The following is a 14,878-nucleotide window of genomic DNA, read 5'->3' on the forward strand; positions in this document are numbered from 1 at the left end:
CGCGCGACGCCGGTTTTTGTCGGCTTGCGCTGACGCCGGGCGCCAAGGCGCTGCAGATAATCCGGCCCCATGACGACCCTTGCCCTCGACTGCTTCTACAGCCTTTCCTCGCCCTGGGCCTACCTCGGTGGCCCGCAGTTGCAGGACATCGTGCGCCGCCACCACGTGCGGCTGGCGCTCAAGCCCTACGACTTCCAGGCGGTGGTGCCGCAGACCGGCGGCATTCCGCTGAAGACGCGGCCCGAGCCGCGCCGCACGTACCACGCGCTCGAGCTGGCGCGCTGGCGCGACTACCTCGGCATGCCGCTGAACCTGGAGCCGGCGCACTACCCGAAGGGCGCGCCGAGCGACCCCAACTGGAACAAGTACGCGGGCTGGATGGTGATCGCGGCGCAGCTGCAGGGGCTCGATGCGCTGCCGCTCTCGCATGCGCTGTTGCGCGCGCTGTGGGCCGAGGAGCGCGACACGTCGGAAGCCGCGGTGCGCATCGCGGTGGCCGACGAGAACGGCTACGACGGCGCGACCCTGCAGGCGATGGAGCAGTCGGCCGAGGTGCTGGCCGTGTACCGCGCCAACAGCGCGGAGGCGGTGGAGCTCGGGGTGTTCGGGGCGCCGACCTTCATCCTCGGCGACGAGCGCTTCTGGGGACAGGACCGCCTGGGCTTTCTCGATCGGGCGCTCGACAAGTTGCGCGCGGCGGGCTGAGGCCCCGGCAGGGCCGGCGGCGCTCAGGCCGCGAGCCGCAGCCAGATCCACGCCTCGGGCGCCTCGTCGAGCAGGCGGCTGGCCTTCCAGATGTGGCGCCCGCGCAGGTTGGAGCCGCACTCGAGGCCGAGCTGGCCGCCCTCGGGCGCGAAGAACTCCAGCAGGTTCGAGCTGCACCAGTCGATGCGCAGCTGCAGGGTGTGCGGGCCGGCCTCGACCTCGGTCTCGAAGCGGCCGCCGTTGCCGATGGTGCCGGCCTCCTCGCCGTCGATCAGCACCTTGTACCTGCGCGTGAAATCCATGAAGCCGCTGTCGCGGCGCAGCACGATCCGTGTCCTCATGGCGCCGATCCTCGCTTGAAACCGTTCGCGCTCGAAGGCCGCTCATGCCGCATGCATGTCGGCCATCGGCTCATTGCACCCACATCGACCGCGGCAGCAGCGCCGGCACCAGCGCCCGGTTGAGCCGCTCGCGCCACCAGCGCAGCGCCTGTCCCTTCGCGCCGGTCTTCCACGCAAGCCAGAAGGCCTCGGGCGGGCGCGGCTCCTCGGTGGGCAGCTCGACCAGGGTGCCGCGCGCGAGCTCGAGCGCGATGCAGGCGCGCGGCAGGTAGCCGTGGCCCAGGCCCTCGAGCTGGCAGGCGATCTTGGCGACCATCGAGGGCACGGTGATGCGCGGCTGCCCGGCCAGCAGGCCGACGGTGCGGTCCGACAGGGTGCGCGCGCTGTCGCCCACCACGATGGCGTTGTGCTCGAGCAGGTCGCCGCGCTGCAGCGGGCGGCCGATGCGCGTGAGCGGATGGGTGGGCGCGACGCAGAAGGCGAACTCGAGGCTGCCGACCTGCGTGGCCTGGTAGCCGCCGCCGGCCGGGCCCTCGCCCGCGGCGATGACGATGTCGGCGCGGCCCTCGCGCAGCGCTTCCCAGGTGCCGGTGAGGGCCTCGCAGCCGATGCGCAGCCGGGTGCCGCAGCGCAGGTCCTCGAAGGCGCGCACGTCGCCGATCAGCGCCTGGGTGGGAATCAGCGAGTCGTGCACCAGCCGCAGCTCGGACTCGAAGCCGGTGGCGATCTGGCGCATGCGCGATTCGAGGTCGCTCGCGGCGCTCAGCAGCCAGCGGCCTTCCTTGAGCATCTCCTCGCCCGCGGCGGTGAGGGTGACGCGCGGGCCGTTGCGCTCGAACAGCAGCATGCCGAGCTGCTCCTCGAGCTTGCCCACGGCGTACGAGATGGTCGAGGGCACCTTGTTCAGGCGCGTGGCGGCGGCCGCGAAGGAGCCGTGGCGCGCGATGGCGTCGACGACCTCGATGGCTTCCAGGCTGAGCTTGAGCACGGGCGTGTTCCTGTGGATGAGTACGAAGGTTGAACGATCGAAATAGATGATCGAAAACTTCGATCATAGAGGCTGAAAAGTTTCGCCGATGACCGGGTTTGGGCCCGCGATGATTGATACATGCCTAGGGGATGAGCCCCGAAAGCGATTGTGAATCACATCGATCAAAACTGTCATCGAAAGGTCATCAACCATGTTGGAACTTCGCGCCGCCACCGACCGTGGAACCGCCAATTTCGGCTGGCTCCAGTCGCGCCACACCTTCTCCTTCGGCCACTACCACGACGCGCAGCAGCAGGGCTTCTCCGACCTGCTGGTGATCAACGACGACCGCGTGACGCCGGGCCGCGGCTTCGGCACCCATCCGCACCGCGACATGGAGATCTTTTCGTACGTGCTCGAAGGCGCGCTCGAACACAAGGACTCGATGGGCACGGGCTCGGTGATCCATCCGGGCGACGTGCAGATGATGAGCGCCGGCACCGGCGTGCGGCACAGCGAGTTCAACGCCTCGGCCGTGGACCCGGTGCATTTCCTGCAGATCTGGATCGTGCCCGGTGCGCGCGGCGTGGCGCCGCGCTACCAGCAGGTGCACTTCGACGCCGAGCAAAAGCGCGGCCGGCTGCGGCTGATCATTTCGCCCGACGGCGACCAGGGCTCGCTCGCGGTGCACCAGGACGCCCGCGTCTACGCCGGCCTGTTCGACGGCGCCGAGACCGCCTCGCTGCAGCTGGCCGCCGACCGCTATGCCTATGTGCACGTGGCCCGCGGCAGCGTGGAAGTCAACGGCCAGCGCATGGCCGAGGGCGACGGCGCCCGCATCCGCCTCGCGCAGCAACTGAGCTTTGCCAACGGCGACGACGCCGAGGTGCTGGTGTTCGACCTGCGGCCGAACGAGCTGCCGGCGCTCTGATTTCGTTCCTCCCCCTCTGTCTTTTTTTCAACCTCGTTTTTTCAGGAGTCTTCCCATGTCCATCAAAGCCACCCCCACCGCCGGCGCCACCCTGCTGACCCCCACCGACCACACGCTGGTGATGATCGACTTCCAGTCGCAGATGGCCTTCGCCACGCATTCGATCGACGCGGTGAACCTGCGCAACAACGCCGCGCTGGTGGCGCAGGCGGCGGCAGGCTTCGGCGTGTCGACCATCCTCACGACCGTGGCCGAGAAGAGCTTCTCGGGCCCGATGTTCGACGAGATCACGGCGGCCTTCCCCGGGCAGAAGATGCTGGACCGCACCTCGATGAACACCTGGGAGGACGCGGCCGTGATCGAGCGCGTGAACCAGATCGGCAAGCCGCGCATCGTGCTCGCGGGCCTGTGGACCAGCGTGTGCATCGTGGGCCCGGCGCTGTCGGCGCTGGACCAGGGCTTCGAGGTCTACGTGATCGCCGACGCCTGCGGCGACGTGTCGACCGAGGCGCACGAGCGCGCGATGCAGCGCATGGTGCAGGCCGGCGCGCGGCCGATGACCTCGCTGCAGTACCTGCTCGAGCTGCAGCGTGACTGGGCGCGCGGCGACACCTACGAGCTCACGACCGGCATCGCCAAGAAGGTGGGCGGCGCCTACGGCATCGGCATCCACTACGCCAAGAGCATGTTCGGCGCCCACGAAGGCTGAGCCCCGGCAACGAACGCAACAACGAACAGAGAGCGCCGGCCATGAAGCCCTATGTCGTCTCCCTTGCGCTGGGCCTGCTGGTCGGCGTGATCTACGCGCTGTTCCAGGTGCGCTCGCCGGCGCCGCCGGTGATCGCGCTGGTCGGCCTGCTCGGCATCCTGCTCGGCGAGCAGCTCCCGCCGCTCGTGCGGCAGGTGTTCGAGCGCCCCGCGGCCACCTCGTGGCTGCATCACCAGGTCAAGCCGCATGTGTTCGGCGAACTGCCGAAGTGCGTGCAGCCCGAGGCAGTGAAGACCGCCGCCACCCGACCCACCGACAGGAGCGATGCATGAGCACCCCCGACCCGCAACGCCGCCAGCTCCTGGGCGCCCTCGGCGCCTTCGCCGCCACCTCCCTTGCATCCACCCCGACCATGGCCAACACCCAGACCCCCGACCTCATCCTGCGCAACGGCCGCTTCACCACGCTGGACCGCGCCAACCCCACGGCCGATGCCGTGGCCATCAAGGACGGCCGCTACACCCGCGTGGGCCGCGCCGAAGACGTGCTGCCGCTGGCCGGCCCGACCACCCGCGTGATCGACCTGCAAGGCCAGCGCGTGCTGCCGGGGCTGATCGACAACCACCTGCACATCATTCGCGGCGGCCTCAACTACAACATGGAGCTGCGCTGGGACGGCGTGAGGAGTCTGGCCGACGCGATGGGCATGCTCAAGCGCCAGGTGGCGATCACGCCGGCGCCGCAATGGGTGCGCGTGGTGGGCGGCTTCACCGAGCACCAGTTCGTGGAGAAGCGGCTGCCGACCATCGCCGAACTCAACGCGGTGGCGCCCGACACGCCGGTGTTCATCCTGCACCTGTACGACCGCGCGCTGCTTAACGGCGCCGCGCTGCGCGCCGTGGGCTACACCAGGGACACGCCGGCGCCGCACGGCGGCGAGATCGTGCGCGATGCCGCCGGCAATCCGACCGGCCTGCTGCTGGCCAAGCCCAATGCCGCGATCCTCTATGCCACCCTGGCCAAGGGGCCGAAGCTGCCCTTCGACTACCAGCTCAATTCCACGCGCCACTTCATGCGCGAGCTCAACCGCCTGGGCGTGACCGGCGCGCTCGACGCGGGCGGCGGCTTCCAGAACTATCCCGACGACTACGCCGTGATCCAGAAGCTGGCCGACGACGGGCAGCTCACGATCCGCCTGGCCTACAACCTGTTCACGCAGAAGGCCAAGGAGGAGAAGGCCGACTTCCTGAACTGGACCAAGAGCTCCAGGTACAAGCAGGGCGACGACTACTTTCGCCACAACGGCGCGGGCGAGATGCTGGTGTTCTCGGCCGCCGACTTCGAGGACTTCCGCGAGCCGCGGCCCGAGATGGGCCCCGAGATGGAAGGCGAGCTCGAGGAGGTGGTGCGCATCCTGGCGCAGAACCGCTGGCCCTGGCGCATGCACGCGACCTACGACGAGACCATCAGCCGCTCGCTCGACGTGTTCGAGAAGGTCAACAAGGACACGCCGCTGGCCGGCCTGAACTGGTTCTTCGACCATGCCGAGACGATCTCCGAGGAGTCGATGGACCGCATCGCGGCGCTCGGCGGCGGGGTGGCGGTGCAGCACCGCATGGCCTACCAGGGCGAGTATTTCGTCGAGCGCTACGGCGCGGGCGCGGCCGAGGCCACGCCGCCGGTCAAGAAGATGCTCGAGCGCGGCCTCAAGGTCTCGGCCGGCACCGATGCGACGCGCGTGGCTTCCTACAACCCGTGGGTGTCGCTGTCGTGGCTGGTCACGGGCAAGACGGTGGGCGGCATGCAGCTCTATCCGCAGCGCAACTGCCTCGACCGCGAGGGTGCGCTGCGCATGTGGACCGAGAACGTCACCTGGTTCTCGAACGAGGAGGGCAAGAAGGGCCGCATCCAGGCCGGCCAGCTCGCCGACCTGGTGGTGCCCGACCGCGACTACTTCGGCTGCGCCGAATCGGAGATCGCCGACATCACCGCGCTGCTGACGATGGTGGGCGGCAAGGTGGTCTATGGCGCGGGCCGCTTCGCGTCGCTCGACGAGGGCGCGCCGCCGCCCGCGATGCCCGACTGGTCGCCGGCGCGCACCTTCGGGGGCTATGCCGGTTGGGCCGACACGCAGGGCGTGCACGGCGCCGAAGGCGCGCCGATGCAGAAGGTCATGCGCAACGCGGCCGCATCGTGCGGCTGCGCCAACGACTGCAACGTGCATGGCCACAGCCACGCGACGGCCTGGAGCAGCAAGCTGCCGATCGCCGACCTCAAGAGCTTCTGGGGCGCGCTGGGCTGCGCCTGCTGGGCGGTGTGATGGCGATGCGCTGGACCACCTCTTCGGCCGTGCGCTGGATCGTCTTGCTGCTGCTGTGCGCAGCCTACCTGCAGGGCGGGCTCAACAAGGCGATGGACTTCGACGCGGCGATCGCCGAGATGAACCACTTCGGCCTGTCGCCGGCCGGCCCGCTGGCCGCGGCGGTGATCGTGCTCGAGCTCGGCGCCGCGGCGCTGATCCTCGCGGGCTTCTGGCGCTGGCTCGGCGCGCTCGCGCTGGCGGGCTTCACGCTGATGGCGACCTTCGTCGCGCTGCGTTTCTGGGAGATGCCGCTGGGGCACGAGCGCTTCATGGCCGCCAACTCCTTCTTCGAACACCTGGGACTGGTCGGCGGCTTCGTGCTCGTGGCCTGGCTCGACCTCAAGGAACGCCGCGATGACTGAAGCCCCCAAGACCGCCAAGCCCGGCGCCTTCGCCCCGCTGCGCCAGCCGGTGTTCGCGGTGCTGTGGGCCGCCACGGTGCTCGGCAACATCGGCAGCTTCATGCGCGACGTGGCGAGCTCGTGGCTGGTGACCGACCTCTCGGCCAGCCCGACCGCGGTGGCGCTGATCCAGACCGCGGCCACCTTGCCGGTGTTCCTGCTGGCGATCCCGGCCGGCGTGCTGTCGGACATCCTCGACCGGCGCCGCTTCCTGATCTTCGTGCAGCTGGTGCTGGCGGCGGTCAGCGGCAGCCTGCTGGTGCTCTCGCACACCGGCGCGCTGACGGTCGAGTACCTGATCGCGCTGACCTTCGTGGGCGGCATCGGCGCGGCGCTGATGGGGCCGACCTGGCAGTCGATCGTGCCCGAGCTGGTGCCGCGTTCCGACCTCAAGGGCGCGGTGGCGCTGAACTCGCTGGGCATCAACATCGCGCGCTCGATCGGCCCGGCCGCGGGCGGGCTGATCCTCGCGAGCTTCGGCGCGGCCGTGACCTACGGCGTGGACGTGCTGAGCTACGTGTTCGTGATCGCGGCGCTCTTGTGGTGGAAGCGGCCGGCGGCCGTTGACAGCGGGCTGTCGGAGAACTTCCTCGGTGCCTTCCGCGCCGGCCTGCGCTACACGCGCTCCAGCAAGGAACTGCACGTGGTGCTGCTGCGCGCGGCGGTGTTCTTCCTGTTCGCGAGTTCGGTGTGGGCGCTGCTGCCGCTGGTGGCGCGCCAGATGCTCGGCGGCAGCGCCGGCTTCTACGGCGTGCTGCTGGGCGCGGTGGGCGCGGGCGCCATCGGCGGCGCGCTGCTGATGCCGCGGATGCGCGAGCGGCTCGATGCCGACGGCATGCTGCTCTTGGCCTCGGTGCTGACGGCGGCGGTGATGGGCGCGCTGGTGCTGGCGCCGCCCAAGTGGCTGGCCGTGGCGCTGCTGCTGGTGCTGGGCCTGGGCTGGATCGTGGCGCTGACCACGCTCAACAGCGTGGCGCAGTCGATCCTGCCGAACTGGGTGCGCGGACGCGGCCTGGCGGTCTACCTCACGGTGTTCAACGGCGCGATGGCTGCGGGCAGCCTGGGCTGGGGCCTGGTGGCGCAGCAGATCGGCGTGCCGTTCACGCTGGTGGCGGGCGCCGTGGGGCTGGTGGTGGCGGGGTTGATCTTCCACCGCGTGAAGCTGCCCGCGGGCGAAGCCGACCTGCAGGCCTCGAACCACTGGCCCGAGCCGCTGGTGGCCGAGCCCGTGGCGCACGACCGCGGGCCCGTGATGATCCAGGTCGAGTACCGCATCCGCAAGGACGACCGGCCCGCCTTCATGGCCGCGATGAAGCGCCTGTCGCTCGAACGCCGCCGCGACGGCGCCTATGCCTGGGGCCTGCACGAGCACACGGCCGACCCGGAACGGATCATGGAATGGTTCCTCGTCGAGTCCTGGGCCGAGCACCTGCGCCAGCACCACCGCGTGTCGCAGGCCGATGCGGACCTGCAGGGCGAGGCGCTGCGCTTCCATGCGGGGCCGGGCAAGCCGGAGGTGCATCACTTCCTGTCGCTCTGAGCCTTCCTTCTTCTTTCCCCTTCCGTTTCTTTCAACCCCTCACCAAGGAAAAACCATGACCACACTGACCCTTCGCGACGGCACCGAGCTCTACTACAAGGACTGGGGCAGCGGCCAGCCGATCCTGTTCAGCCATGGCTGGCCCCTGAGCGCCGACATGTGGGACAGCCAGATGCAGTTCTTCGCCGAACGCGGCTATCGCGCCATCGCCTTCGACCGCCGTGGCTTCGGCCGCTCGAGCCAGCCCTGGACCGGCTTCGACTACGACACCTTCGCCGACGACATCGCCGAGCTGATCGAGAAGCTCGACCTGAAGAACGTGGTGCTCGCGGGCTTCTCGATGGGCGGCGGCGACGTCACGCGCTACATCGCGCGCCATGGCTCGGCACGGGTGGCGAAGCTGGCGCTGATCAGCGCGGTCACGCCGCTGTTCATGAAGACGGCCGACCATCCGGTGGGCCCCGAGAAGTCGCTGTTCGACGGCATCCGCGCCGGCCTCGCGGCCGACCGGGCGCAGTTCCTCGACGACTTCAGCACCATCTTCTACGGCACCAACCGGCCGGGCGCGGCGGTGTCGCAGGGCGTGTTCAAGCAGACGCTGCAGATCGCGCTGCAGGCCTCGCTGAAGGCGACGATCGACTGCGTGACCGCATTCTCCGAGACCGACTTCCGCCCCGACATGGCGAAGATCGACGTGCCCACGCTGGTGATCCACGGCGACGACGACCAGGTCGTGCCCTTCGAGGCCACGGGCAAGCTGGCGCACGAGCTGATCGCGGGCAGCCGGCTCGAGGTGTACGCGGGCGCGCCGCATGCGACCTGCACTACGCACCGCGACCGCGTGAACGCGGACCTGCTGGGCTTCGTGCAGGGCTGAGCGCGCTTCAGCCGCCGTGCGCGCCGAGCCACGCGAGGGCTTCGGCGCGCACGCGCTCGTCGGCATCGTGTTGCGCCGCATGGGCGACGGTCTCGTGCCACGGACGGCCGGCGCGCTTCCAGGCCGCGAGGCTGTAGAGGGCGGTCCAGCGCACGCCGGCATCGGTGTCGTGCGCGATGCGCTCGGCCAGCGCGGGCAGCAGCCGGCGGCCGGCGGCGGCGCCGAGGCCGCGGTCGTCCATCAGGCTGGCGGCATGCAGGCGCACCCGTGCATGCGGGGCGGCGAGGCCGCGCAGGGCCTCGTCGACCTCTCCGGTGCGCAGGCTGCAGTAGCTGCTGCCGGGCTTGAGGATGGCGAGCGTGCGGGCCTCGGCGGCGGGCGAGAACGACAGCAGGGCCTCGAGCGGTCGGTAGTCGAGCGCCAGCGGCGTGCGGTCGCGGAAGGCGGAGTAGGGCGCGCACAGGCCTTCGATGGCGACCTCGGTGTCCGCGTCGGTCGCCAATTGCGCGAACAGCCAGTCGCTGTCGCCGAGGAAGGCCAGGGCGCGCGCGGCCCACGAACGGTCGGGCGGCTCGCCGCGGCCGCTGGCCTGGCGGCGCAGCGCTGCCAGCACCTCGGGCGTGGCGATGCCGATGCGGCCCAGCAGCGAGGCCGCTTCCCAGGCCCGGCCCTTGGGCGCCAGCCGTTCGAGCAGCGGCGGCACGGCGGGCGCGCCGAGGCGGCAGAGCCATTCGGCCGCGTCTTCGCCGTCGATGGCGCCCTCGAAGCGGCCGAGCCGCTCGACCAGGTAGGTCGCCTGGGCTTGCGCCGGCAGCGCGGCGACGCGGCGGCGCTCGCTCTCGTGCGCGTCCTCCTCGGGCATCAGCGCGAGGAAGGCCTTCTCGCCGATGCAGCGGCGCACCCAGGCCGGGCCGCCTTCCTCGTCGTGCAGGAAGACGACGAAGCCGGGCGCGAGCTGCCCCGGATGGCTCCGTGCCAGCGCCTTGCGGATTTTCTTGGTGGCGCTCACCAGCATGTCGACGCAGCGGCGCTCGCCCGCGAGCCAGGCGCGGCGCGTGGACTGCATCGCGGCCGCGGCCGCCTCGGCGCCGGTGCCCAGGGCCTCGCTCTCGAAGCCGCTCAGGTCCCAGCGCCAGTCGGGCGGGTTCCAGGCGGCTTCCCAGAAACGGCCGGCCGGCGGGCCGCCGAGGGCGCCGAGGCTGTGGGCCGCCAGGCCGGGCAGGAACACCGGGCCGTCGAGTTCGCGGTACAGGCCGTACAGGGCGGCGGCGTAGAAGCTTTCGCCGGGGTTCTGGTCCAGCAGGGCCCGCAGCGCGCGCACGGCGTCGTCCACGAGCAGCGGTTCCAGCGCCTTCCAATCGGTGGGCGGCGGGGTTTCGGAGGACATGGGCGGGCGATTTCCTTTGGGCCCGCGATCCTAAGGGCCGGTGCCGCTGGCGATAATCCGTCGATGCGAATCCGCTTTACCAAGATGCAGGGGGCCGGCAACGATTTCGTCGTGCTCGACGAAACCCGCGGCACGCTGGGCCTCACGGCCGCGCAGTACCGCTTCCTGGCCGACCGCCACTTCGGCGTCGGCGCCGACCAGATCCTCACGGTGCGGCCCGCGCGCGCCGCGGGCACCGACTTCCAGTACGTGATCCACAACGCCGACGGCGGCGAGGTCGAGCAGTGCGGCAACGGCGCGCGCTGCTTCATGCGCTTCGTGCGCGAGCACGGACTGACCGACAAGGACACGGTGCGCGTCGAAACCCTGGCCGGCGTGATCGAGCCGCGCATGGGCGGCGACGGCCGCGTGACGGTCGACATGGGCGCGCCGATCTTCGAACCCGAGCGCGTGCCCTTCGACACCGCCGGGCTCGATCCGCAGCCCGAAGGCGGCTGGCACACCTGGCACCTGGCACTGGGCACGCGGGCCGGCAGCGCTATCGTTTCGGTAGCGGTGCTGTCGATGGGCAACCCGCACGCGGTGCAGCTCGTCGACGACGTCGAGACCGCGCCCGTGGCCGAGCAGGGGCCGCAGATCGAACACCATCCGCGCTTTCCGCAGCGCGTGAACGCCGGTTTCCTGCAGGTGGTCGACCGCACGCACGTGAAGCTGCGCGTGTTCGAGCGCGGCGCGGGCGAAACCCTGGCCTGCGGCACCGGCGCCTGCGCGGCGGTGGTGGCGGGCATCCGGCTCGGGCTGCTGGACCGCCGGGTCGACGTGCAGACGCACGGCGGCATGCTCACCATCGAATGGCAGGGCGAGGGCCGGCCGGTGCTGATGACGGGTCCGGCCACCACGGTGTTCGAGGGCGACATCGAGGTGCCGGACCTGCCATGACCTCCTTCACGAACAACCAAGACGCGAACGCCATGAACCCGATCACCGAAGACGACATCGCGAACTACCTGGCGAACACGCCCGACTTCTTCGAGCGCCATGCCCAGCTGCTGGCGCAGGTGCAGCTCACCAGCCCGCACGGCAATCGCGCCGTGAGCCTGCAGGAGCGCCAGGCCGAGATGCTGCGCGAGAAGATCAAGGCGCTCGAGCACCGCGTGATGGACATGGTGCGCCACGGCACCGAGAACGTGGTGATCGCCGACCGGCTGCAGCGCTGGACCGCCGGCCTCTTGACCACGCGCGACCCGCGCAGCCTGCCCTACCGCATCGCGGTCGACCTGCAGTCGTTGTTCCTGGTGCCGCAGACGGCCATCAAGGTCTGGGACTGCGGCACCGAGTACCTCAACGAGGCCTATGCGCAGTGGGTCAGCGACGACGTGAAGGCGCTCGCGACCTCGCTGACCTCGCCGTACTGCGGCCTCAACGCGGGCTTCGAGGCGGCCAACTGGCTGCCCGAGCCCAATGCGGCGGCCTCGATCTCGCTGATTCCGCTGCGTGCCGAGCCCAACGCCCCGGCCTTCGGCCTGCTGGTGCTGGCCTCGCCCGACGCGCAGCGCTTCAACGCCGAGATGGGCACCGACTTCCTCGAGCGCATCGCCGAACTGGCCTCGGGCGCGCTGTCGCGGCTGCGGCCTTGATCCGTCCCGTCGCGGCGCTGGGGCGCCTGTGGCGCCGGGTGCCGCGCGTGCTGCGGGTCGCGGCCTGGACGGTGTTCGGTGTCGGCGTGGTCGTCTATGCGACCGCCTGGACCGTGGTGTGGCAAGGCGCGCGCGAGGCGCTCGCCAACCCGCCGCAGCGCGCGGCCGACGCCGCGCTGGTGCTCGGCAACCGCGCCTACCTGCATGGCAAGCCCAATCCCTGCCTGACCGGGCGCGTCGACGAGGGCGTGGCCCTGGCGCGCGCCGGGCTGGCGCGCGAGCTGCTGTTCTCGGGCGGCGTCGACACCGAGGACGGCCGCATCGAGGCCGAGGTGATGGAGCAGCATGCGCGCGCCGTGGGCCATACCGGGCCGATGCGGCAGGAGCGCGTGTCGAGCTCGACGCGGCTGAACCTCGCGCTCTCGACGCCGATGCTCCAGGCAGCCGGCGTGCGCAGCGTGATCGTGGTGTCGGAGCCCTACCACCTCTGGCGCGTGAAGCGGCTGGCACGCAACAGCGGCTTCGACCGCGCCTTCGACGTGCAGTACGCGGCCGCGCCCTCGAGCTGCTGGCGACGCTGGGGCATGGTCTTCAAGGGCGCATTGCGCGAGCCGCTCGCGGTCGTGAACAATGCCGCGCATGGCTACCTCTTCTAGCGCGGCCGGGGCCGAGGCCCCGCCCGCCGACTCGGGCTGGATCGAGAAATACCTGGAGTACGTGCGCGTGGAGCGCCGGCTGTCGGCGCGCACGCTCGAGCTCTACAGCTACCACCTGAAGGAACTGGCGGCGAACGCGGCCGAGGCGAAGCTGCCGCTGGACCGCGTGCAGACCGCGCACGTGCGCCGCTGGATGGCGCAGCTGCATGGCTCGGGCCGCGAGCCGCGCGGCATCGCGCTGGTGCTGTCGTGCTGGCGCAGCTTCTACCGCTGGCTCGGGCACGAGAAGCTGATCGGCTTCAACCCGGTGCAGGACGTGCACGCCCCCAAGGCCGACCGCCCGCTGCCCAAGGCGCTGGGCGTGGACGACGCGGTGCGGCTGGCCGAGCTGCACGACACCGAGGCCGACCCCTGGACCGAGACCCGCGACCGCGCGATCGTCGAGGTGCTCTACGGCTGCGGCCTGCGCGTGAGCGAGCTCACGGGGCTCGACGCGCGCGCGAGCCAGACCGCGCGCGGCTGGATCGACATGGACGCCCACGAGGCCAGCGTGCTCGGCAAGGGCAGCAAGCGGCGCATGGTGCCGGTGGGCTCGAAGGCCATCGAGGCCCTGACGGCCTGGCTCGCGGTGCGCGGCGACTGCGCGGCGCTCACGGCCGCCACCCTGCGCGAACCGGCCGAGGCGGCGGCGCTCTTCATCAGCGCCAAGGGCGTGCGGATGTCGTCGCAGGCGGTGTGGAAGCTGCTGCGCGGGCGCAGCCTCAAGGCTGGCCTCGCGACGCCGGTGCATCCGCACATGCTGCGCCATTCCTTCGCGAGCCACGTGCTGCAGTCGAGCAGCGACCTGCGCGCGGTGCAGGACCTGCTGGGGCACGCGAACATCGCGACCACGCAGGTCTACACGCGGCTCGATTTCCAGCACTTGGCGCGCGCCTACGATGCGGCGCATCCGCGCGCGCGGGCCCGCGACGACGATGGCGGCAGTGGCAGCAGCCGTGGCGCCAAGAAAACTCCCGACAAGAAAACATGAAAACCCTCCGACTCAAGCCCGGCAAGGAGCGCTCGCTGCAGCGCCGCCATCCCTGGGTGTTCGAATCCGCCATCGCGCGCGGCGGTGCCGATGCCGGCGAGACCGTGCGCATCGAATCGCACGACGGTGCCTTCCTCGCCTGGGCGGCCTTCAGCCCCGATTCCAAGATCCGCGCGCGCGCCTGGAGCTTCGTCGAGACGCAGCGCATCGACGCGGCCTTCCTCGCGTCGGTGGTGGCGCGCGCGGTCGCGGCGCGCGGTCTGTTCGAGCTCCAGAGCGACGGCGTGCGGCTGGTGCATGGCGAGGCCGACGGCCTGCCGGGCCTGATCGTGGACCGCTACGGCGACACGCTGGTGGCGCAGTTCCTGTCGGCCGGCGTGGAGCGCTGGAAGGCGGTGCTGGCCGATGCGCTCTTGCACGCGACCGGCCTTTCGAAGCTCTACGAGCGCTCGGATGCCAGCGGGCGCGAGCGCGAGGGGCTCAAGCCCGTGACGGGCTGGCTGCGCGGACAGGACGAGGCGACCGAGATCGTGATCCGCGAGCACGACTGGAAGCTGTCGCTCGACATCGCCACCGGCCACAAGACCGGCTTCTACCTCGACCAGCGCGACAGCCGCCGGCGCTTCGCCGAGATGGCGCGGCACCGGCGCTTCCGGCGCGTGCTCAATTGCTTCTGCTACACGGGCGGCTTCACGGTGGCGGCGCTCGCGGGCCTGAAGGCGGCGGACGCGGTGAAGGGCGCCTCGCTGGTGTCGGTCGATTCCTCGCTGCCGGCGCTCGAGCGCGCGCGCGGCCACCTGGCGCTCAACGGCTTCGACGCGGCGGCCGACGGCTTCGAGGCCGAGTTCCTCGACGCCAACGTCAACACCGTGCTGCGCGAGTTCCTCGACCAGGGGCGCAGCTTCGACGCCATCGTGCTCGATCCACCGAAGTTCGCGCCCACGGTGGCGCATGCCGAGCGCGCCGCGCGCGCCTACAAGGACATCAACCGGCTCGCGCTCAAGCTGCTCGAGCCGGGCGGGGTGCTCTTGACCTTCTCGTGCTCGGGCGGCGTGGGCGCCGACCTGTTCCACAAGATCGTGGCCTCGGCCGGGCTCGATGCCGGCGTGGACGGCTACATCGCCGAGCGCCTGGGCGCGGCGCCCGACCATCCGATGACCATCGAATTCCCCGAGGGCGAGTACCTCAAGGGGCTGGCGGTGGTGCGAAAACCCGCTTGACCGTGCCGATCGAAGGGGGCTTGGCCCCCGCGGCAACGCAACTCAGTGGCACTGGCTACACTGCCCGCCAGTTTCCCGCTTTCCGATCCATTCCATCCGTTTTCCGCTTCCG

16 protein-coding genes are annotated in these 14,878 nt (G+C 70.7%); 13 read left to right on the forward strand and 3 right to left on the reverse strand.

Annotated elements, in window-relative coordinates; genetic code table 11:
• Window positions 1-69 precede the first annotated feature (69 nt).
• Complete coding sequence (locus AC07PU_RS30120; protein ID WP_495321991.1) at window positions 70-705, forward strand: 2-hydroxychromene-2-carboxylate isomerase; 636 nt, start codon at window positions 70-72, stop codon at window positions 703-705.
• 23 nt (window positions 706-728) lie between these two features.
• Here the strand turns inward: AC07PU_RS30120 and AC07PU_RS30125 are convergent, their stop codons facing one another.
• Window positions 729-1,046: a hypothetical protein gene (locus AC07PU_RS30125; protein WP_296795791.1), complete on the reverse strand. Its 318-nt coding sequence runs from the start codon at window positions 1,044-1,046 to the stop codon at window positions 729-731.
• Between the two features lie 70 nt (window positions 1,047-1,116).
• Window positions 1,117-2,034 (reverse strand): LysR family transcriptional regulator, encoded by a 918-nt coding sequence (locus AC07PU_RS30130; RefSeq protein ID WP_203204376.1) that lies wholly within the window; start codon window positions 2,032-2,034, stop codon window positions 1,117-1,119.
• A gap of 193 nt (window positions 2,035-2,227) precedes the next feature.
• Here AC07PU_RS30130 and AC07PU_RS30135 point away from each other — a divergent pair, with 193 nt between their 5' ends.
• The 7 genes from AC07PU_RS30135 to AC07PU_RS30165 all read left to right on the forward strand — a co-directional run bounded on the left by AC07PU_RS30135 (window position 2,228) and on the right by AC07PU_RS30165 (window position 8,836).
• Window positions 2,228-2,947, forward strand: coding sequence for a pirin family protein (locus AC07PU_RS30135; RefSeq protein WP_093353324.1), 720 nt, complete (start codon window positions 2,228-2,230; stop codon window positions 2,945-2,947).
• A gap of 55 nt (window positions 2,948-3,002) precedes the next feature.
• Window positions 3,003-3,656 carry a hydrolase gene (locus AC07PU_RS30140; RefSeq protein WP_495321992.1) on the forward strand — a complete coding sequence of 218 codons (654 nt, stop codon included), beginning with the start codon at window positions 3,003-3,005 and terminating at the stop codon, window positions 3,654-3,656.
• Window positions 3,657-3,697: 41 nt separating this feature from the next.
• Window positions 3,698-3,988, forward strand: a complete 291-nt coding sequence (locus AC07PU_RS30145; RefSeq protein WP_495321993.1) for a DUF1427 family protein — start codon at window positions 3,698-3,700, stop codon at window positions 3,986-3,988.
• A gap of 80 nt (window positions 3,989-4,068) precedes the next feature.
• The gene (locus AC07PU_RS30150; RefSeq protein ID WP_495322039.1) at window positions 4,069-5,976 is read left to right on the forward strand and encodes an amidohydrolase; all 1,908 of its coding nucleotides are present in this window, start codon (window positions 4,069-4,071) and stop codon (window positions 5,974-5,976) included.
• Between the two features lie 5 nt (window positions 5,977-5,981).
• A complete protein-coding gene (locus AC07PU_RS30155) occupies window positions 5,982-6,380 on the forward strand; it encodes a DoxX family protein (RefSeq protein ID WP_495321994.1) in 399 nt (132 codons plus the stop codon).
• Window positions 6,373-7,959: an MFS transporter gene (locus AC07PU_RS30160; RefSeq protein WP_495321995.1), complete on the forward strand. Its 1,587-nt coding sequence runs from the start codon at window positions 6,373-6,375 to the stop codon at window positions 7,957-7,959. The genes AC07PU_RS30155 and AC07PU_RS30160 overlap by 8 nt, the downstream gene beginning before the upstream one ends.
• Window positions 7,960-8,014: 55 nt before the next feature.
• A complete protein-coding gene (locus AC07PU_RS30165) occupies window positions 8,015-8,836 on the forward strand; it encodes an alpha/beta fold hydrolase (protein WP_093353337.1) in 822 nt (273 codons plus the stop codon).
• A gap of 7 nt (window positions 8,837-8,843) precedes the next feature.
• Here AC07PU_RS30165 and AC07PU_RS30170 read toward each other — a convergent pair whose 3' ends face one another.
• The gene (locus tag AC07PU_RS30170) at window positions 8,844-10,223 is read right to left on the reverse strand and encodes a hypothetical protein (protein ID WP_495321996.1); all 1,380 of its coding nucleotides are present in this window, start codon (window positions 10,221-10,223) and stop codon (window positions 8,844-8,846) included.
• Window positions 10,224-10,286: 63 nt separating this feature from the next.
• On the opposite strand from AC07PU_RS30170, the gene dapF reads away from it, so the two are divergent.
• Genes dapF through AC07PU_RS30195 form a run of 5 tightly spaced genes read left to right on the forward strand, consistent with a single transcriptional unit; the run spans window position 10,287 to window position 14,766 of the window.
• Window positions 10,287-11,162 carry a diaminopimelate epimerase gene (gene dapF, locus AC07PU_RS30175; protein WP_495321997.1) on the forward strand — a complete coding sequence of 292 codons (876 nt, stop codon included), beginning with the start codon at window positions 10,287-10,289 and terminating at the stop codon, window positions 11,160-11,162.
• A complete protein-coding gene (locus AC07PU_RS30180; protein ID WP_057597239.1) occupies window positions 11,159-11,860 on the forward strand; it encodes a DUF484 family protein in 702 nt (233 codons plus the stop codon). Before dapF ends, AC07PU_RS30180 begins: the two co-directional genes overlap by 4 nt.
• A complete protein-coding gene (locus AC07PU_RS30185; RefSeq protein ID WP_495321998.1) occupies window positions 11,857-12,516 on the forward strand; it encodes a YdcF family protein in 660 nt (219 codons plus the stop codon). Before AC07PU_RS30180 ends, AC07PU_RS30185 begins: the two co-directional genes overlap by 4 nt.
• The gene (locus AC07PU_RS30190) at window positions 12,500-13,546 is read left to right on the forward strand and encodes a tyrosine recombinase XerC (RefSeq protein ID WP_296795772.1); all 1,047 of its coding nucleotides are present in this window, start codon (window positions 12,500-12,502) and stop codon (window positions 13,544-13,546) included. Before AC07PU_RS30185 ends, AC07PU_RS30190 begins: the two co-directional genes overlap by 17 nt.
• Window positions 13,543-14,766, forward strand: a complete 1,224-nt coding sequence (locus AC07PU_RS30195) for a class I SAM-dependent rRNA methyltransferase (protein WP_495322000.1) — start codon at window positions 13,543-13,545, stop codon at window positions 14,764-14,766. The genes AC07PU_RS30190 and AC07PU_RS30195 overlap by 4 nt, the downstream gene beginning before the upstream one ends.
• Window positions 14,767-14,878 lie beyond the last annotated feature (112 nt).

This window comes from Variovorax sp. GW821-FHT10D07, from assembly GCF_059415325.1.